Genomic DNA, 21,269 nt, shown 5'->3' on the forward strand with positions numbered 1-21,269 from the left:
ATTTACACAAAAATATTGACGCTACCACGAATACCCTCTTGTTTAACAAAAATCATTTATTCAGCATACGGAGTTCCTATTGTTCCTAAAATGGGGAAAAGCCCCTCTTAGGAGGGATTGCGAATGCAAACTATCACCTTAACTATTACAATCCAACACTTCTTATTAGCTTAATAACACTAGCAATGTCACTTAAAAAGAGATGATTTACCGCCTGAAGATGGCTGGAGAGATACCTGCCGAGATCTAGTCCTTCGGGGCGATGGTCGCGGATATCCACTCGTTGATATCCACAAATTATAAATAGACCCACAAAATAGGTAATTTGTATCATTCATCTTTTATTACCATTAATGGTAATATAGATTCACCTGGAAGAATATTACACATAATGGACTTAAAGTTGAAAAATTGAAAAGGAAGTGTGCCAAACTATGAAAAAAACGTTTGTAACCTTACTTACGACCGCTCTCTTACTTACTGCCGCTGTTCCAGCTTTTGCCCAAGAAAGCACTCAAGCTCCTGCACCGGCAGCCACAAGTGTTGTTAATCCTGAATCGATTTCCGCTTCGTCTTACTTCTTCGCTAATGTTTCTTGGAGAAATGTTTCTGGCGCAACTCGCTATGAGTATTTCGTGTATAAAAACGGAAATTTGGTTGAGTGGGGAAGTCAGGGTGTTACAGGCAGAGATGTCGGGATGGAGGAATTCGCCGCTTACAGAATAGAAATTAGAGCTGTTGGGTCAAACGGAAATCAGCTTGCTTGGGGCACAACGAATACCTTTGTGGCAGGTCCCACTTCAATTTACGTATCTCTGTAGTCTTTGGAAGGTTCATGTAAGTATCTCAAAGGAATAAACAGAACAAGAACCTGCTTAGCGTTGAAAATAATGACTACCATAACTCAAATAGGCTGCCAATACGGCAGCCTATTTCTTGTATCAAATCCATTTACAGTATGGATGCTTTTTACCGACTATCTAAGATGGACTAATTTCGGTGGAGGATATCATCTCTCCTCACGGATCTTTTCCATTTTTAATGATCATTACTTTTGTATTGTCACTATTCGTTTAAGACCGCCCCAATTCGTGACACATCCTCCGGCAGCTTCTACCACTGCGCGGACTGGCGCATATGCGATACTACCCACTTTATGACAGCCCACTATCACCTTTCTGCCGATGCACCCATGGTTCCCCTGCTGCGGGCTTGTCCACGGGAACCGGCTGCCAACGTTCGCAGTCGTTTAAGCTTCCATTCCCGTGGCTATTAAATGAAATCTGCTTATATCGGCGGATAGGCACGGAATACCAGAACTCGCGGTCGGATTTTTTGCATAAATAACCGGAGGGAATCGTGAGGAAATGACGAAATATCGATTCTTATAGCCCACCAACGTGAGATGACGTTAATGGGCGTTGAAGTGTTAAGGAATATTATTTTTACAAATTACAGTTTGCCCTATATGGTTGAGCATAATAACTTTTAATACTATGCCTTCCATCGTATCCTGAAGGATTTAGCTTTCTTTTCCTTCCTATGGGCCCATCGAACAGTACGTCACTGACTAGATCTCCTATAACAATAAAATTAATCGGATCTCTATTCACATGTCTTGCCAAACATGCAGGAGGCAGTTCTACGCAGTATTGGCGATTCGATTACTGGCACGAAAATAGAGACTGAAAATCCACTTTATCTGGATAAAGGGTAGATGAATGGTAGATGAAGCACTTGAAAAAGGGAAAAGCGCGGCCTCCGATTGCTCGGAAACCGCGCCGTTATCGACATTACATGGTGCTGGAGAAGGGAATTGAACCCCCGACCCACGCATTACGAATGCGTTGCTCTACCCCTGAGCTACACCAGCAAATGTTGTTGACACCAAATATTATAGAGAAGTCAAATTATTGTTTCAACACTAAAATAAATTTACCTATATTTACTATATGATGCTGCAGAAGTGTTCTAGAACGATGTTCCTTCCCTTCATGCAGCACCATCTTCTATTTTCCGCGTACAATCGAACTGTCTACAATTGGCTCTCTGCTAAAAGCGCACTGACCAGCTTCTCCAACGCTTCTTGATCCTGTTCATTGAAGCGATCCGTAATCGGGCTATCGATATCCAGTACCCCGATGAGCTTGCCTTCCTTTATCAGTGGGACAACAATTTCGGAGCGTGACGCTGCATCACAGGCAATATGTCCGGGAAATGCATGAACATCCGGCACAATCACTGTACGCTGCTCCTTCGCCGCCGTTCCGCACACGCCGCGGCCAAGCGGAATTCTTACACATGCAGGCAGTCCTTGGAACGGCCCGAGCACAAGCTCCCCTTTCTCCTCATCCATCAAGTAAAATCCAGCCCAGTTAATGTCCTTAAGCCCATGCCACAATAGCGCAGCTGCATTGGACAAATTCGCAATGAAATTCGGCTCACCTGCGATTAATGCGGACAGCTGTCCATTGATAATCGGATAATCCTTGGCTCTATCGCCAGTATATAGTGTCGGTGTGAACATCTGTACCGCCTCCCTCAGTCCTATTTGAATGTATCATACCATAGTGGAATGAATTCCGTGTATGATGCAGTTAGAAAATAACGTAGCTTTCGTTTCAAAGCTCTCGATATAATGTAAGAAAAGGGTAACGGAACAAATGCCGATGAGGAGGCAATCTGATGAGAACGAACACCTTTCAATTTATAGATGAAGAACAAGTACGAATTCATGTCTATCACTGGATGCCCGAGGACACAGTTGAGGTTCGAGGCGTGGTACAAATCGCTCATGGGATGACCGAAACAGCGATTCGCTATGAGCGCTTTGCCGAAGAGCTTACGGCTGCCGGTTATATCGTATACGCCAATGATCATCGCGGTCATGGCCTTACAGCAGCAACAGAGCAAGACTTGGGCTATGTTGGCGAGGACGGATTCACGTGGATGGTGCGCAATATGGCGCAGCTCACCAAGATGATTCGAGAGCAGAATGGCGATATTCCACTGTTTCTGTTCGCTCATAGCATGGGCTCTTTCCTCGCTCAGCAATATATAACAGAACATGCGAGCCTGATAGACGGCGTCATCCTATGCGGAAGCAATGGCCCTCGCGGGTCTGAGCTGCTAGCAGGTGTCGGTGTTACGAAGTTGATCGCTTCCATGAAGGGATCTCGCCATCGGAGTACCTTCATCGATAAGATGGCGTTCGGCAGCTTCAATCGCAAATTCAAGCCAGCACGCACACAGGTAGACTGGTTAAGCCGCGATCCGAAGGAAGTCGATAAGTATGTTGCAGATCCTTACTGTGGATTTCTAAGCACGGTCGGATTCTATCGCGACTTCTTCAAGCTGCTTCGCAATATCCATCGTCCCGAGGTCATGAACCGCATTCCGAAGCAGCTGCCTGTGCTGCTTATTGCAGGCGATAAAGATCCGGTAGGCAACTACGGCAAGGGTGTCCGCAAGCTGGCGGATCTATATGGACAACTTGGTCTGGAACAAGTCGAATGCAAGCTCTATGCGGGTGCGCGCCATGAGCTGCTCAATGAAACGAACCGCGACGAGATCACCGCGGATTGCCTGACATGGCTAACGAAGCAAACAAAGCAAGCCTCTAAGCTTGTCAATAAATAAAGGTTCAACAGTCCGTCATTTGTGCCTGCTGTCTGGACGGGCGTATAATAGTCATGAGTGAATGATCAATGATCTAGTTCCAATGGAGATGGAGGGATACTTACACATGTCTCGCTTGTTTGAACCGATAACGATCGGAGGAGTTACAATCCCGAACCGGATTGCTATGTCTCCGATGTGCATGTATGCATGTGATGATGAAGATGGCAAAGTAACGGAATGGCACTTGATCCATTATGCCTCTCGTGCAGTTGGGCAAGTCGGGCTTATTATCGTGGAAGCGACTGCCGTCACACCAGAAGGTCGTATCAGTGCTCGTGATTTAGGAATTTGGAGCGACGATCAGATTGCGGGTCTGCGCAAGCTTACTGATCTGGTGCATTCCCATGGCAGCAAGATCGCAATCCAGCTTGCCCATGCAGGCCGCAAGGCTACCGTTCCAGGCGCAATTGCCCCATCGTCAATTGCATTTAGCGAGGAATACGAAGTGCCCGAAGAAATGTCGCAGGAGCAGATTCGCCGGACGGTGAAGGCATTTGCAGAAGCCGCACGCAGAGCGAAGGAAGCAGGCTTCGATATCGTAGAAATCCATGGTGCTCATGGCTACCTGATCAATGAATTCCTCTCCCCGCTTACGAACCAGCGCATGGACATGTATGGCGGAAGCACAGAAGGAAGATACCGCTTCTTAAGCGATGTAATCGATGCAGTGCGCCTTAATTGGGAAGGCCCCGTGTTCGTGCGTATTTCGGCCAATGAGTATGCGGATGGAGGCAACTCTCTGGAAGCTTATATCGACTATGCACGCCGCATGAAGGATCAAGGCGTCAGCCTCGTTGATTGCAGTTCCGGCGCGGTTGTACCGCATCCAATCGATGTATTCCCTGGCTACCAAGTGCCTTATGCGCATGCCATTCGTCAGTCGGCTGGCATAGCTACGGGAGCAGTCGGCCTTATTACCGAGCCAGCACTTGCAGAAGAGATCGTCCGTAATGACCGTGCGGATCTCGTCCTTCTCGGGCGCGAACTGCTGCGCGATCCATACTGGCCGCTGCGGGCTGCACGAGCACTTCGTGCTGAACTGCCTAAGCCGAAATCTTACGAGCGCGCTTGGTAAGCTGCAAGATAGCATAGATAGTGCCCCGATATACATGAGGTGGCATTTTCTAACTCAGTCTGCTGCCTTCTTCATGAAGCAAGCATAAGCAATCGTTGTTACTATGGATAGAAAATATACTCAGTTACGAAGAGGGCATTCTTCATGGATGCTCTCTTTTTTATCTTCAGATACAACAGCGAAACCGACATGTTCGACATTTTGTGATACCGATAACTTTTTTTCGCCGAAAATCGCGTTTCCCTATTGAATATCCGATTATATCCATCTAGTATAAGGATAAGTTTTATCTTCATTGCCATATTTACGTATTTGTGTGTTCTCCAACACCTACCACATGCATTCATCTAGAGGAGGATGGAAGATGGATAGAAGCGGCGTTCCTGAACCGAATATCGTATTCGAGCCAAAGCATTACATTTGCCACCGTGCAGCAGAACCGTTACAGCTTGATGGACGATTGGACAAGCCTTTTTGGGCGAATGCCCCGTGGACAGACGACTTTGTCGATATTGAGGGAGATTTGAAGCCACGGCCGTTCAAGCGCACACGGGTCAAAATGTTATGGGATGACGAGTATTTATACTTCGGAGCCGAAATGGAAGAAGATCAAATATGGGCAACATTGACGGAGCGAGATTCTGTCATTTTCTATGATAATGATTTCGAGATTTTCATTGATCCCGACGGCGACACGCATAACTACTATGAGTTCGAAATAAACGCCTTCAACACGATATGGGACTTGCTGCTTCCGAAGCCATATCGTGATGGCGGTCCGCCTATTAATTCCTGGGATATTCGCGGCATTTGCACTGCCGTTCATATTGATGGCGAAGTGAACAATCCGAATGCAGACAACAAGGGTTGGAGCATTGAAGTGGCCATGCCTTGGAGCGCGCTGAAGGAATGTGCGCCAGAGGGACGCTTGCCGCGTCATGAGGAGTATTGGCGAATTAACTTCTCCCGTGTCGAGTGGCGTGCTGAAGTGCAGAACGGAAAGTACGTGAAGACAATCAATCCGGATACGAACGCCCCTTATCCAGAGTATAACTGGGTATGGAGCCCGCAAGGCATTATTAATATGCATTATCCAGAGCTATGGGGCTTCGTCGTCTTCGCCGAGGCGAATCAGCCAGAACCCATCTTCCAACTTACGCAAGATGAGCTGATCAAGTGGGAGCTGCGCAAGCTCTATTACCGCCAGCGTCAGCATTATGCAGCGCATGGACATTATGCCTCCACCTTGTCAGCGTTAACGAACGAAGAGGTGTGCAGCATTGAACCTGTCATTGAGACAACAAGCGGAACCTTCCTCATGTCTGCCAAGTCACAGGACGGACTGCAGTGGATTCGCATTCAGGAAGATGGGAAGGTGTGGCGCGAATAGGTTTGCTGCTGCAGCATGCATGCTCCAAGCCTTCGGCACATCCGTTCTCTGCATTTCTTGTAGTTATCGATAAACCAGTAACCAGTAACCGATGTTCCAATGACCAAGTTCGACCGGACTAACAATCATACATGAACCATCACTGCATCACAGACATTCCACACACGGAGCTGATGAACAAGATGACGAGTACAACTGGCTACGCAGATAGCACATTCCTTCAACAGATCGAAGATAAGTTTCATTATAAACAAGAATTAGCCAAGCACCGTTCAGAAGAGCTATTCGGTGTATTCAATCAAGAACTGACCGACGAAGAACGTTTACTCTTGAAATACTTGTACGCCTACATGCCAATTCACGACTTGGCTGACTATAACGGGAATTTCTTCTTAGCTCATGTACGCCGCACTCTAGCAACACGTCAGGCGCTTCCTTGGGGAAAAGACATTCCAGATTACATCTTCATGAACTTTGTCCTTCCCTACCGGGTCAACAATGAGAATATCGACGACAACCGCGAAGTAATTTATCACGAGCTCGTTGATCGCGTGAAGGATAAATCCATGGTTGATGCGATTTTGGAAACGAACTATTGGTGTCATGAGAAAGCAACCTATGTCGGCACAGATCAACGTACCGTATCGCCATTAACCCTGATGCGTACGGCTCTAGGCCGCTGCGGGGAACAATCGACACTAGCCGTCGCCGCACTGCGCAGTGTCGGCATTCCGGCGCGCCAATGCTACACGCCGCGCTGGGCGCATTGCGATTCGAACCACGCATGGGTGGAAGCCTGGGCTGATGGCACATGGTACTTCCTCGGTGCATGTGAGCCGGAGGGACGCCTGAACGAAGGCTGGTTCAAGGCTCCTTCACGCCGCGCCATGCTTGTGCATACGCGCGTTCCTGCTGATTATAACGGGCCCGAGGAAACCTGTTCCAGCCACCCTTGGTATACCGAGATCAACCTGCTCGGCAATTATGCGCCGCGCAAGACCATTACAATACAAGTCGTGAATGAGCAAGGAGAAGCAACACCGGCCGAAGTCCATTTCCAAATGTACAATTTCGCTGAATTCTACTCTGTTACGACATTGCCAACCGATGCATACGGACAAGTAGCATTCACAACTGGATATGGAGACTTGCTCATCCACGTACGCAACGAGCAAGGCTACGGCTTCCGCCATATTTCGGTCGGAGATGCGGATACATTCACCGTAACGCTCCAGTCTGAGCCATCGGAGCACGAAGTATTCGAATTCAATATGGTGCCGCCGCCAGAGATTCCAGACAAGAGTGAAGATCGGATGACAGACGAGGAACGTCAGGCGAACGATAACCGTGTCCAGCACGGTACAGCAACACGTGCCGCATACGAAGCTACATTTATGAATGAAGAACAGGCTGGGGAATTGGCGCGCAAGCTCTCCCTGCCTGCAGATCGTGTATGGACGGTACTACGTCATGCACGTGGGAACAGTCATGAAATAGCGTCTTTCCTCGAATCCTGCACACCGGAACATGGCGAATGGCCGCTCCGACTGCTCGAATCGCTGCACGAGAAAGATACACAAGACACGATGATTGAGACACTGCGCGATCATTTGGAGGGTGCTCTTCCCTATTTGCATCAGGTGAAGGATGAGGAACTATTCGCAACCTATGTGCTCTGTCCGCGTGCCTATTATGAAATGATCAAGCCTTATCGCGCATTCTTCCAAGCCAATCTAACGGCTGAGGAGAAGGCAGCCTATACAGCCAATCCGCAGCAGCTGGCTGACCGCTTGGCCAATGACATTACACTTGAAGGCCGTATCGATCGCTACAATGGCATGATTACGCCAGTCGGCGCATTCCAATTGAAGCTGGCTGACCGTGTAAGCCGGTATGTATGCTTCGTGGCGATCGCGCGCAGCATCGGAATCCCAGCGCGACTTGAGCCGCTGAATACACGTCCGCAATTCTGGATGGATGGCGCGTGGCAAGATGCTCTGTTCCATCAGGATGCCGTCGAGACGCCTGTGGAAGCTGCCGCTACTGGTTCCGTCGTATTTACACGAGGAGAAGGAGATCAAGAAGCTGCCTATTACTTGAATTTCACCATTTCTCGATTCGAGAAGGGTAGTTACCGTACCTTGACCTTCCCATATGGAGAAAAAGATATGTACGACAAGCCTTACGAGGTGCTGAGCGGCGACTATCGAATGACAACGGGAACTCGCCTTAGCGACGGAACGGTGCTAGTTCGCCAAATCTTCTTCTCGGTGCAAGAAGGCACATCAACATCGGTGCCTATCGTGTTCCGCAAGGAAGAGATTCATGTTCCGGTACTCGGTACAGTGACGGCAAATCAGTGGGAACTCATGACCGCGAAGGCGGATCTCAATATTCCCGAGCAAGGAATCGTCCTTGCATGGCTCGATCCAGAACGGGAGCCATCCAAGCACCTCGCACGAGAATTGCGCGAGCTCAAGGCAGAGCTCGATCAATGGGGAGGCCGGATTGCGCTTATGGTAGAAACTCTGCGCAATCGCGGCGAATTCAAGCTGGAGGGCATGCCGGAGCATACAACATACAGCGTGGATGAAGATGGAGGGGCTCTGCAAGCTCTGCTTCCTTCCTTACCGGAATGGAACGGGCAAGAATACCCGCTCGTTGTTGTCGTGGATCATCAGCACCGCATCCGTTACCAGCTCCAAGGCTACAAGCTTGGCACGGGATCGGATATCGTGAAGACCGTAAACAATATGCAGTAACGGTACCGAGTTAGACGAAGTGACGGAGGCGCTATCACGTACATGGTTAGCTAGCGTTAGCTCTGTTACTTTGATAGCCTCCCTTGTAGAAATCGTAGATGGTATGATGTCAGATCGAGTTCGAGCATTGAAGCTGCTGAACTCGATCTGTTTGCTTTTATCGAAAAGGATAGCAAGGTTCGAGATTGAATCGATAATTGAATTGCAGCCAGTTCTTACAGTCAATCCTTACATTCTCGATCCTTACAGCCAGTCGTTGAAGCGACGGATATACCATTTCTTGACGGACTGCGTCAAAATGCAGTAACCGAGCAGAATAGCAGCCAGCCAAGGGAAATACGACAATGGTAGCGGCACTAGGCCAATCCCTTCTCCGAATTCGGAGAACGGAATCATAATGCCTGCCAGCATAATGAGCCCCGTCAGCAGCATGACAGGAAGGCTCGCCCGACTCTGGATAAACGGCACCTTCTCCGTACGGATCATATGCACGATCAAGGTCTGCGACAGCAGCCCCTCAATGAACCAACCGGAATGGAATAGGGCTTGATCTGCAGGTGAATTCGCAGCGAAGACGAACATCATCAATCCATAAGTGAGGAAGTCGAAGATTGAACTTGTTGGCCCAATGAACAGCATGAAGCGGCCAATCGACTTCGCGTCCCACGTACGCGGCTTCTTCAAGAACTCTTTATCCATGTTGTCCCACGGAATCGACAGCTGCGACACATCATAGAACAGGTTCTGCACGAGCAGATGCAGCGGCAGCATCGGCAGAAACGGCAGGAACAAGCTCGCGCCGAGTACACTGAACACGTTGCCGAAGTTCGAGCTGGCCGTCATCTTGATGTATTTGATCATGTTGCCGAACGTGCGGCGACCTTCGATGATCCCCTTCTCCAGCACCATAAGAGACTTTTCGAGCAGAATAATATCTGCCGACTCCTTCGCAATATCCACCGCAGTATCAACCGATATGCCAATATCCGCTTCCTTCAAAGAGATTGCATCGTTAATGCCGTCCCCCATAAATCCGACCGTATGCCCTTTCGCCTGCAGGGCACGAACGATTCGCGCCTTCTGCATCGGATTCAGCTTCGCGAATACCGTCGTCTTGTCAGCCAGCTCCGCAAGCGCCGTATCGCTCAACTCATCAATTTCCTTGCCTAGCACAATACGACCTGTATCGATGCCAACATCACGGCACACCTTGCGCGTCACCGCATCGTTATCTCCAGTCAGCACCTTCACCGCTACCCCATTCTCAAGCAGTGCTGCAATTGCAGGGGCCGCACTATCCTTCGGCGGATCCAGGAATCCGATATAGCCAACGAATACAAGCCCTTGCTCATCGGCAGCACTGTAGGATTCACGGGAACTTCCATCGTGCAGAACCTTAATCGCTACACCAATGACGCGAAGCCCATCTTCGTTCATTTCATTCGCTTTGCGCAGCAACTGCTGCTTCATATCCTGCTCCAAGCCAACGACCTGTTTGCCATCAAGCATGAATTCACTGATCGAGAGCATCTCCTCCATTGCGCCTTTGCAGATCAGAACATGTTCCCCTTGCTTTCTAGACAAGACCACAGACATCCGTCTGCGATTGAAGTCAAATGGAATCTCGTCAAGCTTCGTATAATCCAGATCCAGACCCGCAAGGCCATGCTCTTCTGCCCGCTCTACGACCGCATGGTCGAGCAGATTGCGGAGCCCTGTCTGATAACGGCTGTTCAAGTACGCGTACCGCAGCACTTGCTCGCTTTCTTCCCCATGGATGTTCAAATGCTTCTCCAGTATAATTTTGTCCTGCGTCAAGGTTCCTGTCTTATCCGTACACAGCACATTCATCGCGCCTAAGTTCTGAATCGCATTGAGCCGCTTCACGACTACCTTCTGACGCGACATCGCCATCGCACCCTTCGCCAGATTCGACGTCACAATGACGGGCAGCATTTCCGGCGTTAACCCTACTGCGACTGACAATCCGAAGAACAGCGCATCCCACCAGTCGCCCTTCGAGAATCCGTTGATGAAAAAGATAATCGGCACCATCACCAGCATGAAGCGAATAAGCACGAAGCTGACACTGTTGATGCCGCGCTCGAAGCTCGTCATGGGCCGTGCTCCGACCAAGCTATGCGCCATCGCGCCAAAGTACGTATGCGAGCCTGTCGCAATGACAACTGCCGTCGCGGATCCGCTGACAACCGTCGTCCCCATGTACGCCATATTATCTAGCTCCAACGCCTGCTTAGCTGTCTTAATCGCCTTAATGCGGCGCTGTTCAGGCAAGACCCCAATATCCCGCTTCTCTACCGGCATCGCTTCTCCCGTCAGCGCCGACTCCATAACAAGCAAGTCCTTGGCAGACAGAAGGCGGATATCTGCAGGAATTAGATCGCCTGCCGCAAGCCTTATCATATCTCCAGGTACGAGCTGCTCCATATCAATCTCACGGCTCTGCCCGCCGCGAATAACTGCGGCTGTCGTCTTCACCATCGCCTTTAGCTTCTCCGCTGTGCGCAAAGACCGGAATTCCTGCGTGAACGTAATGATAATGCTGATCGTAACCATTGTCGAAATAATAATAACGGCCTCTGTATCATCCGTAAGCGCCGAGAATACGTCCAGACCGAGCAGAACGAGAATGAACGGATTCTTGAAGCATCGTAGCAGCTGAATGTACCAAGCAGGCGGCTTCTCATACGCAACCTGATTAGGGCCGTACTCCTCCAAACGGCGCATCGCCTCCATCTCGTCCAAGCCGTACGGCTTCGTCTTCAACTCTTCCAGTACATCATCGATATGAGACTCCGATGCCTCGATGAGACGCTGTTCCAGCCTCGCATTTTCCTTATCTGCATCTCTGCGCGACACATATTTAGGCCATTTACGTTTAGTTTGATTAACCTTTATTTCCATAGTGAATTCCTCCTTCTCATGCACCAAAGTACGCAAAAAGACCTCCCTGCCTACAGGGAGGTCTGCATGACCCGAACCTTCAATTCCTTGCTGTCTGCATGCGCATACTTCTTCCGCACAAGAGGGGAAATCCCTCATCTTTTCACGGATGTCACTCGCTTGTGGATATGGTTCATACCAGCAGACCTCGACTATCCAAAGTCTGAATACTCCATGTACAAACGCACATACGAGTACCCTGCTGCCGATATGACATGATCTTCGATCACCAATCGAAGCTGTCATTCTCCACAAGTATACAGCCGTTACGGTCGGGTTGAACGAATTTCATCGCGGAGCAACGGAAGTGCAGTACTTCTGACGGCACTTCCATTTCCTCACATGACGAAATAAGCCATCCCATGTATCGGTGTCGGCAAGTGAATAACGCATAGGAAAGCAAGGAGAATCAAGGTTCTCCCGTTCCAAGGTTTCACAAAGCTATGCAATTGTGTCTTCGGACTCGGGCTTCCGTCCATGCGTAATCACCGCCTTTTCCTGTCTAATTGATTCATCATACGAAAAAAACCCTTCGGCTCGCCGAAGGGTTTCGCATGCGCAAATAAAGAACTGGGATATTGCCTATCCCGTTCCAGCCCTCCTCGTCGAGCTTCAGCACTATACAACGTAAAGGGATTCATTCCCTTAGCCACCTTAAGAAGAGCCTTAATCCGACAATTCCTGTTCTACCCATGGGCATCTCTCGATATTTCTGGGCAGTGGCCTCTGTTCGTATAGGAGCCTCACCTAACAAAGCTTAGATTGTTTTTCCTCATACAATGTATTACGGCACCTCTCGTTTGTCAACCGCATAACTCAAAAAAATTTTTACACTCATGCTGTAGGATTCCGTCATTTTCAGTTGTTTTTCCATTACGCTGTATGCTATACCGCATCGGAATACATAGATCGGCGAAAGGAGGAGGCCCATGATACATTTCCATCAAATCAATAAGCATTACGGCAGCTTTCATGTGCTTAAGGACATTAATTTATCGATCAAGCAAGGGGAAGTCGTTGTCGTCATCGGCCCAAGCGGTTCGGGGAAAAGCACAATGGTTCGCTGCATTAACCGGCTCGAAACGATTACCGACGGCGAGCTCTTTGTCGACGGGATACGCGTAAACGACAAGTCTACTGACATTAATCGACTGCGGCGCAATATCGGCATGGTCTTCCAGCACTTCAACCTGTATCCGCATAAAACGGTGCTGCAAAATATTACACTCGCCCCGATAAAGGTAGCAGGCATGTCCCAGCAAGAAGCAGAGGAAGCAGCAAGACTGTATTTGGACAAAGTTGGCATTGCTGATAAGGCGAACGCCTACCCTTCTCAGCTGTCTGGTGGTCAGCAGCAGCGTGTTGCAATTGCGCGAGGACTCGCGATGAAGCCCAAAATTATGCTGTTTGATGAGCCTACATCGGCACTCGATCCCGAGACTATCGGAGAAGTGCTCGATGTCATGAGGGCGCTTGCGAAGGAAGGCATGACGATGGTCGTCGTTACCCATGAGATGGGCTTCGCCAAGGAAGTAGCAGACCGCATCGTGTTCATGGATCAGGGAAGGATTGTCGAAGAAGCAGAGCCTGTTTCCTTTTTTACAAAACCGCGCGAAGAGCGTGCCCAGCTATTCCTCAGCCGGATACTGAATCACTAATTGATAAGCGATGAAAAGGAGTGTATATCCCATGAAACGTTGGATGAAATTGATGAGCATGACAATCGTAGCCGCCTTTATTGTAAGCGCTTTATCTGCTTGCGGAAGTCAAGCCTCTGAAGGAGAAAACGCCCTTGCAAAAATCAAAAATCGGGGCAAAATTATTGCCGGCGTGAAGTATGACCTGAACCTATTTGGACTGAAAGACCCTGCCACCGGAAAAGTGCAAGGCTTGGACATTGATATTGCGAAACAAATTGCCAAAAAGGTGCTGGGCAATGAGGATGCGATCGAGTTCATGGAGGTGACATCGAAGACACGGATTCCGATGCTCAAAAATGGCGACATAGACTTCATTATCGCAACCATGACGATAACTGACGAGCGTAAAAAAGAGATTGATTTCTCGGATGTATATTTTACAGCCGGCCAGTCCCTGCTTGTCCCTGCTGACAGCCCCATTAACTCTATTAAGGATTTGACCAATGATTCCAAGGTGCTCACAGCCAAAGGCTCTACATCCGCCAAAAACATTCGCGAATCCGCACCTGACGCGCAAATTCTGGAGTTCGAAAATTATGCCGAGGCATTTACAGCCTTGAAGGCTAAGCAGGGCAATGCGTTGACGACTGACAACGCGCTGCTGTATGGAATGGCTAAGCAGGACAGCAACTTCCGTGTCTTGGATGAGACATTTACAGAAGAGCCTTATGGCATCGGCATTCGCAAGGGAGAAGCAGAACTTGTTAAAGCCGTGAACGACACCTTGAAAGAGCTGAAGGAGAACGGTGAATACAACAAAATATACGAGAAATGGATCGGCAAAAAGCCAAACTAACAGACCGTCATGTCCGTACGGATTCCGGTGAGGGGATAAGCGCTGGCCGCTCATCCCCTCTTTCGGGTTCATCCAGCCTACCAACGAGGGAGGAACATTGATGTTTATCAACTTTTCGATTCTGAGCGAGCATCTGGATCGCTACTTGATCGGGCTGGGAGGCACGCTGGCTGCCAGCCTGATTTCACTCGTGGCAAGCTTTATTCTAGGTGCAATCATCGCGGTATTTCGCATCACACCCGTCAAGCCGCTTCAATGGCTTGGTACGATCTATGTTGAATTTATTCGCAACATCCCACTGATGCTCATTGCCTTTTTTACGCTGGTCGGGCTTCCGCTCGTAATTGGCACCGTCCTTATCCCATTTGTGGCGGGTCTTACCGCCTTGACCGTGTATACTTCTGCTTTTATCGCGGAAGTGATTCGTGCTGGAATTCAAGCAATCCCCAAAGGACAGATGGAGGCTGCTCGATCTTCTGGACTGACCTATACACAAGCGATGTGGCATGTCATCCTGCCGCAGGCCGTCAAGTTGGTTATTCCGCCGCTCGGCAACCAATTTTTGAACTTGGTCAAAAACTCGTCCATCTTCACTGTTCTATCCGCTACAGACATCATGTATCAAGCTGACTTAATCAATTCCGATACATTCGACACGTTTAGCACCTATATTTTTGCCGCGATGTTTTATTTGGTGCTGACGATTCCACTCAGCTTCGGTATTCGTTATTTGGAACTTAAATATCAAGGTGTGAAGGGAGTCGAAGCATAATGGATTTCATTGGAGCGTTGTCCCTTGTTAATATGCAGTTTTTGCTACAAGGCGCCCTTATCACCTTAGAAGTCGCCATAGTGTCCATTATCATTAGCTTTATCATCAGCGTCATAGTCGGAACCGTTCGATATGCCCAAGTCCCCATTCTAGGCAAGCTATTTGCCATCGTGGTGGAGATCATTCGTAACCTGCCCCTATTGCTGATCATCTTCTTTACGTATTTTGCCCTGCCGCAGATCGGTATTAAGCTTGATAAATTCACAGCAGCCATAGTCGCGCTTGTTATTTTTGAATCGGCCATGATTTCTGAAATCGTACGGGGTGGATTGAACTCAGTTGAAAAAGGACTCCTCGAAGCAGGACGCTCATCCGGGCTGACAATGACTCAAACGCTAAGGCATATTGTTCTTCCCATCGCGCTTCGGCGAATGGTTCCGCCTATCGTCAGCCAATTTATCTCGCTATTGAAGGATACCTCACTCGCCGTCGTCATTGCCCTGCCGGAATTGATGAACCATGTGCAGATCATTAATGGGCAAAATATCAATTACGTCATTCCAACATTCTTGTTTGCTGCCCTGCTCTATTGCATAGTCAATTACTTGTTATCCCTCGCCTCACGCAGGCTGGAGCATAAACATTCCTGAATATGGATAATTCTACAAGACAACACACCCTCTTTTCCGGTACGATAAGAAGAGGCGCCGAAGGCAGGTGCAGTGTCGGAGCTTGCGGAAAGGAGTGTTCATATTCGATTGCGTGACCAGAGGCTGCTTATTTGGAGCATCATTTTATTGTCTACAGGACTGCTCGGTGAAATGAAGATCACCCCGTTTGGCGGTGATTTTCGCTTTTCGCTCGGCATCATGGCCTTCTTTTTCGGGCTGCTGTGGTTCTCGGTTCCCGTGCTTGCCACGGGTATCTCAGTAGGGGCATTCGTTGTAGTATTCCGGATCGCGCTTGGATTGCTGCTCTATGATATCCCCATTCCTCTTGGATTTGCACAGCACATGCCTGTGTTTTTTTACTACGTCACCTTCGCCGCCATCATCTCCCTGCTCAAATTGAAAGCGAATGTGGAATATCATGTGAAGGTCGCGATATACGGCGCACTTGCCGATATGGCATCCAATGGCGTGGAGCTGCTCGTTCGCATTGCCTCGGGCACTCCGTCCAACATGAGCTATCAGGAATACCTGCTCATCATTCTCGTTGGCCTGCTGCGCAGCTTCTTCGCCGTAGGTCTGTGCAATATGCTGGCCATTCGACAAGTTCGGGCACAGGCAGAACAGCGTCGTCTGGAATTGGAACGTCTTATGATGATCAATTCCGATCTGTTCGAAGAAGCGTTCTATTTACGCAAGTCCATGTCCCATATTGAAGAAATTACGCGCGAAAGCTATCGGCTGTATCAATCACTCAAGCAGCGGCTCTATGCAGATGCAGCACAAGCATTGCAGATTGCCAAGCATGTACATGAGCTGAAGAAAGACTCCGAGCGCATTCTGTCTGGCCTATTCAAAATCATTCATCAGGAACGCATGCTCTCCAAACGCATTCAGATTGCTGAATTATGCGCCATGGTCGTAAGGGCGAATACCAACTACGGCCTGCTGCTCGGGAAGCAGATCCATTTACATTCCAGCTGCCACATGAATCTCTCTACCACCGAGATCTATCCGCTTCTCTCTGTGTTGAACAACATTGCATCCAATGCTGTTGAAGCGATACCACAGGAAGGTCGAATCGATTTGCAGGTTGATTTGCATGACGGGCTCCTCTTGTTCTCTATCATCGATGACGGGCCTGGCATCTCGGCAGATGATCTTGAATTGATCTTCCATCCCGGATATACAACTAAATTTGATGCTGAGGGTAACTCTTCAACAGGCATTGGCTTATCGCATGCCACTGACATCGTCCAGCTATTCAAGGGCGACATTGACGTAACCAGTACTCCCGGACATACATGTTTTCAAATTCGGATTCCTGTAGAGCATTTAACTTGAGAGGAGGGTGTTCACTTGTTAAAATTCTATCTTGTCGAGGACGACCCTGCTATTCGTAAAATGCTTATGCGGATCGTTAGCGAAAGTGGTCTTGGCGAAGTCGTTGGCGAAGCCGGTGACGGCTCCTATGTATCGGCAGAGGTTGTCAGCCATGCAGACATTGTCATCATTGACTTGCTTATGCCGGGCCGCGATGGAATTGAGACGGTAAAGTCACTGCGCAAACATGATTACAACGGCCGCTTCATCATGATCTCCCAAGTCGAAAACAAAGAAATGATCGGCGAGGCCTACCAACAAGGGGTGGACACATTCATCCAAAAGCCTATCAATCGCTTGGAGGTGTTGTCTGTTCTTCGGCGCGTATCCGACCATTTGCGATTGGAGAAATCCATGCAATCTATCCGAAATTCACTTCGCGTCTTCGAAGTATCTGGAACGGAAGCCCTGCATGCATGGCAGGGGCAAGCACCTGTGCAACAGGAGAAGAGTATAGAACAGCAAGCCAGATCACTGCTCCTGCAACTAGGGGTTGTCGGGGATGCTGGTGCTCCTGATATGATTCGGATTGTAAAATGGCTGAAAGCACAAGAACAGGAACAACGACTGCTTCAAGATTTGCCGCCACTTAAAATGATCTACGAACAAGTAACATCGCACGGTCAAGCTGCAGGAGATCATCTCAAGCGCGATGTCCGTGCAACAGAACAGCGAATTAGACGGTTAACTTTGCAAGCGCTTACTAACTTGTCCTCTATCGGATTGAGCGATTACGGCAACCCCACCTTTGAATACTTCGCGGCGCGTTTGTTCGATTTTCAAGAAGTACGCCTGCGCATGCGAGAGCTGGAGGAATCCCGCAAGTCCACTTCCTGCAAACTAAATCTAAGAAAATTTCTATATGTATTTTATATTGAATGCGCCTCTACTCCGTGATCGATTCAGTGGCAAAAAGGGAGTACAGTTCCACCCCTCTTCCCATACATACGTGAGACCAGTACATCGATAATGCATACAAATGCAATGTCACACAAACTCTGGATGCTGCCCTTTTTCCCTCTTTATTCGACATCAACCGGCAACCTGTTTGTCCACTGTACGCGGACAAACAGGTTTTATTCCATATGCTACCACAACATCTCCCTTCATCCTTCCCTCTGCAAGAAATCGCAGTAAAAAAATATTTTTTGCCCCCCGCTTACATCCCTCGGACAAGCCTGCTGGCAAGGAATATTGCCAATGTAACACTCCAAAACCAGTGACATTTATCACCTTGCGCCTATTTACTTACCCTATATGTTGTAGTATATTTACAAAATAATATCTACATGTTGTGATTGTTAAGAAATTACTACTACCAATACGCATAAAGTGCAAATGACCTTGAGAACAGCAACAACGGATAACCCTTACGCTGTATTCGAGGTTCGTTTTTGGGGCTTGTTAACAATCGCTAGGTAGATGACAACTTGTATAAGCCATATCGGAATGTCGAGAATGATGAAGGTGTGCGTCCATGTATGGCGCACGCGCTGTTCTTATGCGCTTAGACAGAAGAGTGCTTCATTCAGGCCTATTATCAGCCCTTTATCTTGGATACATAACCAGCACTCAACTTGAAGTTTTATTTCTTCTGAACGACTCCGACATAGATAGCTAAGCTCCATCTCAATTCGATATTCGAGGAGGAATACTCACGAATGCAGACGACTACACCTATCGTCCACACCGTTCACAAGCCTAACAATCGCTCCCTTGCCTTCGATGCGGAACGCATAAAGCGCTACGGAGAGCGAATGATGGCTCCCTACCCTCAGCTTGATCGTGAACGCTGGTACCGCAGTTTGCTGTCGAAGCTGCGCAGCAGCAGCGTACAGGCTGCAGATATTACTCAAGCCAGCATGATGACTGCGTTGGAATTGGTGACGAAGGAAGAACCGGATTGGAAGTTCGTTGCCGCACATTCCTTATTAACGAAGCTATATAAGGAGGCCGCCCTCCATCGCAACTATAAGGCATATCCGGATAAGCCTTACGGAGATTTCTACAAGCTTATCTCTCGTCTATGCGATCTAGGTATTTACCGTCAAGAATTGCTGGAAGCTTACACACCTGAACAAATTCGAGAACTTGGACAATCCATTCAAGCGGAGCACGATCTTATCTTCGACTACATTGGACTTCTGACATTAGCAGAGCGGTATCTCGCCACTGACTTCGAAGGCCGCACGATGGAGCTGCCGCAGGAACGTTATATGATCATTGCTATGTACTTGATGCACAAGGAGCCGGCAGAGCGCCGAGTAGAGCTGGCTAAGGAAGCATACTGGGCAATGGCTAATCTATACATGACCGCTGCTACACCGACGATGGCGAATGCAGGCAAGAAGGTGGCCGGACAATTATCCAGCTGCTTCATCGACACGGTAGACGACTCGCTGGAAGGCATCTTCGAGTCCAACACCGATGTAGCCCGCCTCAGCAAGATGGGCGGCGGTATCGGCGTATACCTCGGCAAGATCAGGGCACGCGGCTCCGATATTCGCGGACATAAAAATACAAGCTCAGGTGTTATCCCTTGGATTCGCCAGCTTAACAATACAGCCGTCAGCGTCGACCAATTAGGCACACGCAAGGGCGCGATCGCCGTGTACTTGGACGTGTTCCACAAGGATATTCTGTCCTTCCTCGACTTGAAGCTGAACAACGGGGATGAGCGCATGCGGGCGCATGATATTTTCCATGGGGTGAGCTTGCCGGATCTATTCATGGAGGCGGTGGAGAACCGGGAGGATTGGCATCTGTTCTGCCCTCACGAAGTGAAGAAGATCATGGGCTGGAAGGATAACCACGGACGCCCTCTTGGACTTGAGGATTTCTACGACGAGCAGCGTGGTCAAGGCCAGTTCCGCGATAAATATGCCGAGGCGGTTGCGAATTCAAGCTTGCCGCGCATTACACTGCCTGCGATTGACATCATGAAGCGTATCTTGAAGTCGCAGTTAGAGACAGGAACACCGTACATGTTCTATAAGGATGCCGCGAACCGCGCGAATCCGAACAAGGCGCATGGCATGATCTACAGTTCCAACCTGTGTACGGAAATTATGCAGAACATGTCGCCTACCCTCGTTGAGCAAGAGGAGCTGACCACTCAGGATGGACAGTCTCGCATTATTATTAGCAAGATCCCTGGTGATTTTGTCGTATGCAATCTGAACTCAGTCCATCTAGCGCGTGCTGTGCGTGCCGATATTCTGAAGCGGCTCATTCCGATTCAGGTTCGCATGCTCGACAATGTTATCGACATTAATCGCATTGAGGTGCTTCAGGCGCAGCATACGAACCGCCGCTATCGCGCAATTGGACTTGGAACCTTCGGCCTGCATCACCTGCTTGCCCTAGAAGGCATCGCGTGGGAGTCCGAAGAAGCCGTGCAATATAATGACGCGCTCTATGAGAAGATCAACTACCTGGCGATTCAGGCCAGCATGGAGCTTGCTAAGGAAAAAGGAGCATATCCGCTCTTCGCTCAATCGGAATGGGAGAACGGCCGCTATTTCTCCGATCGAGAATATACAACAGGCACCCGCCAAGGCAAATTCGTGACGACCGAACAGTGGCAAGAACTTGCGGATAAGGTACAGGCGAACGGCATGCGCAATGCATGGCTGATGGCGGTAGCCCCGAACGGTTCTACTTCCATTATTGCGGGCTCAACGGCAAGCATTGATCCAGTCTATGACCTGCTTAGCTATGAGGAGAAGACGACGTACAAGATTGCCAATCCTGCTCCGGATCTGTCGGAGAAGACGATATGGTATTACAAGACAGCCTTCCGTCTCGACCAGAACTGGTCCATTCGTATGGCGGCTGCACGTCAGCGCCATATCGATCAAGCACAGAGCTTCAACTTATATGTACGTCCTGATATTCGCGCTGTAGACTTTCTTTCTCTCCATCTTCATGCATGGAAGGCTGGGCTGAAGTCAACGTATTATGTGCGCAGTCAAGCATTAACCGTAGAAGAATGTGAAGCGTGCAGCTCGTAATGCACCCATCGTCCAGCGACGGACTCGAATCACTGTTAGAGGTTGTTCAAAAAGTCCGCTTTTGA

15 protein-coding genes, 1 tRNA gene and 1 riboswitch are annotated in these 21,269 nt (G+C 49.0%); of the genes, 13 read left to right on the forward strand and 3 right to left on the reverse strand.

The features are described from left to right. Positions 1–434: 434 nt before the first annotated feature. Entirely contained in the window at positions 435–821 is a 387-nt protein-coding gene (locus BBG47_RS23765) for a hypothetical protein (protein WP_065293783.1), read from the forward strand. 977 nt (positions 822–1,798) lie between these two features. On the opposite strand, the gene BBG47_RS23770 is transcribed toward BBG47_RS23765, so the two are convergent. After that, positions 1,799–1,873 (reverse strand) — tRNA-Thr (locus BBG47_RS23770). 162 nt (positions 1,874–2,035) lie between these two features. After that, positions 2,036–2,527, reverse strand: coding sequence for a GAF domain-containing protein (locus BBG47_RS23775; RefSeq protein WP_065293784.1), 492 nt, complete (start codon positions 2,525–2,527; stop codon positions 2,036–2,038). A 158-nt stretch (positions 2,528–2,685) separates the two neighbouring features. On the opposite strand from BBG47_RS23775, the gene BBG47_RS23780 reads away from it, so the two are divergent. The 4 genes from BBG47_RS23780 (at position 2,686) to BBG47_RS23800 (ending at position 8,908) form a co-directional block, all read left to right on the forward strand. Further along, positions 2,686–3,639, forward strand: a complete 954-nt coding sequence (locus BBG47_RS23780; protein WP_065293785.1) for an alpha/beta hydrolase — start codon at positions 2,686–2,688, stop codon at positions 3,637–3,639. A 106-nt stretch (positions 3,640–3,745) separates the two neighbouring features. Further along, positions 3,746–4,756, forward strand: coding sequence for an NADPH dehydrogenase NamA (namA, locus tag BBG47_RS23785; protein WP_065293786.1), 1,011 nt, complete (start codon positions 3,746–3,748; stop codon positions 4,754–4,756). Between the two features lie 364 nt (positions 4,757–5,120). Further along, the gene (locus tag BBG47_RS23795) at positions 5,121–6,146 is read left to right on the forward strand and encodes a carbohydrate-binding family 9-like protein (RefSeq protein ID WP_065293788.1); all 1,026 of its coding nucleotides are present in this window, start codon (positions 5,121–5,123) and stop codon (positions 6,144–6,146) included. A gap of 182 nt (positions 6,147–6,328) precedes the next feature. Then, complete coding sequence (locus BBG47_RS23800; protein WP_065293789.1) at positions 6,329–8,908, forward strand: transglutaminase-like domain-containing protein; 2,580 nt, start codon at positions 6,329–6,331, stop codon at positions 8,906–8,908. A 243-nt stretch (positions 8,909–9,151) separates the two neighbouring features. Here BBG47_RS23800 and mgtA read toward each other — a convergent pair whose 3' ends face one another. Next, a complete protein-coding gene (gene mgtA / locus BBG47_RS23805; protein ID WP_065293790.1) occupies positions 9,152–11,833 on the reverse strand; it encodes a magnesium-translocating P-type ATPase in 2,682 nt (893 codons plus the stop codon). A gap of 66 nt (positions 11,834–11,899) precedes the next feature. On the opposite strand from mgtA, the gene BBG47_RS23810 reads away from it, so the two are divergent. From BBG47_RS23810 to BBG47_RS23845, 8 genes are all read left to right on the forward strand, one after another. Continuing rightward, positions 11,900–12,091, forward strand: coding sequence for a hypothetical protein (locus tag BBG47_RS23810; RefSeq protein ID WP_065293791.1), 192 nt, complete (start codon positions 11,900–11,902; stop codon positions 12,089–12,091). 371 nt (positions 12,092–12,462) lie between these two features. Continuing rightward, a riboswitch (M-box (ykoK) riboswitch) is annotated at positions 12,463–12,634 on the reverse strand. A gap of 167 nt (positions 12,635–12,801) precedes the next feature. Beyond that, positions 12,802–13,530 carry an amino acid ABC transporter ATP-binding protein gene (locus tag BBG47_RS23815; RefSeq protein WP_065293792.1) on the forward strand — a complete coding sequence of 243 codons (729 nt, stop codon included), beginning with the start codon at positions 12,802–12,804 and terminating at the stop codon, positions 13,528–13,530. A 31-nt stretch (positions 13,531–13,561) separates the two neighbouring features. After that, positions 13,562–14,368 (forward strand): transporter substrate-binding domain-containing protein, encoded by an 807-nt coding sequence (locus BBG47_RS23820; RefSeq protein WP_065293793.1) that lies wholly within the window; start codon positions 13,562–13,564, stop codon positions 14,366–14,368. A gap of 100 nt (positions 14,369–14,468) precedes the next feature. Beyond that, positions 14,469–15,140 carry an amino acid ABC transporter permease gene (locus BBG47_RS23825; RefSeq protein ID WP_021262607.1) on the forward strand — a complete coding sequence of 224 codons (672 nt, stop codon included), beginning with the start codon at positions 14,469–14,471 and terminating at the stop codon, positions 15,138–15,140. Continuing rightward, on the forward strand, positions 15,140–15,790 hold the full coding sequence (locus tag BBG47_RS23830) for an amino acid ABC transporter permease (RefSeq protein WP_065293794.1): 651 nt from the start codon (positions 15,140–15,142) through the stop codon (positions 15,788–15,790). Before BBG47_RS23825 ends, BBG47_RS23830 begins: the two co-directional genes overlap by 1 nt. Positions 15,791–15,898: 108 nt before the next feature. Then, positions 15,899–17,152 carry a sensor histidine kinase gene (locus tag BBG47_RS23835; protein ID WP_065293797.1) on the forward strand — a complete coding sequence of 418 codons (1,254 nt, stop codon included), beginning with the start codon at positions 15,899–15,901 and terminating at the stop codon, positions 17,150–17,152. A 15-nt stretch (positions 17,153–17,167) separates the two neighbouring features. After that, positions 17,168–18,088: a response regulator gene (locus BBG47_RS23840; RefSeq protein ID WP_065293795.1), complete on the forward strand. Its 921-nt coding sequence runs from the start codon at positions 17,168–17,170 to the stop codon at positions 18,086–18,088. A gap of 764 nt (positions 18,089–18,852) precedes the next feature. After that, complete coding sequence (locus tag BBG47_RS23845; RefSeq protein ID WP_065293796.1) at positions 18,853–21,204, forward strand: ribonucleoside-diphosphate reductase subunit alpha; 2,352 nt, start codon at positions 18,853–18,855, stop codon at positions 21,202–21,204. Positions 21,205–21,269: the final 65 nt, after the last annotated feature.

The sequence above is a fragment of the Paenibacillus sp. KS1 genome (assembly GCF_001680695.1).
GTDB lineage: Bacteria > Bacillota > Bacilli > Paenibacillales > Paenibacillaceae > Paenibacillus_B > Paenibacillus_B suaedae.

What these genes read in the sequence shown, in the direction of transcription:
- BBG47_RS23765 (WP_065293783.1), top strand. Translation starts at nt 435, where the DNA reads ATGAAAAAAACGTTTGTAACCTTACTTACGACCGCTCTCTTACTTACT.
- BBG47_RS23795 (WP_065293788.1), top strand. Translation starts at nt 5,121, where the DNA reads ATGGATAGAAGCGGCGTTCCTGAACCGAATATCGTATTCGAGCCAAAG.
- BBG47_RS23825 (WP_021262607.1), top strand. Translation starts at nt 14,469, where the DNA reads ATGTTTATCAACTTTTCGATTCTGAGCGAGCATCTGGATCGCTACTTG.
- BBG47_RS23780 (WP_065293785.1), top strand. Translation starts at nt 2,686, where the DNA reads ATGAGAACGAACACCTTTCAATTTATAGATGAAGAACAAGTACGAATT.
- namA (WP_065293786.1), top strand. Translation starts at nt 3,746, where the DNA reads ATGTCTCGCTTGTTTGAACCGATAACGATCGGAGGAGTTACAATCCCG.
- BBG47_RS23775 (WP_065293784.1), bottom strand. Translation starts at nt 2,527, where the DNA reads ATGTTCACACCGACACTATATACTGGCGATAGAGCCAAGGATTATCCG.
- BBG47_RS23830 (WP_065293794.1), top strand. Translation starts at nt 15,140, where the DNA reads ATGGATTTCATTGGAGCGTTGTCCCTTGTTAATATGCAGTTTTTGCTA.
- BBG47_RS23810 (WP_065293791.1), top strand. Translation starts at nt 11,900, where the DNA reads ATGACCCGAACCTTCAATTCCTTGCTGTCTGCATGCGCATACTTCTTC.
- BBG47_RS23800 (WP_065293789.1), top strand. Translation starts at nt 6,329, where the DNA reads ATGACGAGTACAACTGGCTACGCAGATAGCACATTCCTTCAACAGATC.
- BBG47_RS23820 (WP_065293793.1), top strand. Translation starts at nt 13,562, where the DNA reads ATGAAACGTTGGATGAAATTGATGAGCATGACAATCGTAGCCGCCTTT.
- BBG47_RS23845 (WP_065293796.1), top strand. Translation starts at nt 18,853, where the DNA reads ATGCAGACGACTACACCTATCGTCCACACCGTTCACAAGCCTAACAAT.
- BBG47_RS23815 (WP_065293792.1), top strand. Translation starts at nt 12,802, where the DNA reads ATGATACATTTCCATCAAATCAATAAGCATTACGGCAGCTTTCATGTG.
- mgtA (WP_065293790.1), bottom strand. Translation starts at nt 11,833, where the DNA reads ATGGAAATAAAGGTTAATCAAACTAAACGTAAATGGCCTAAATATGTG.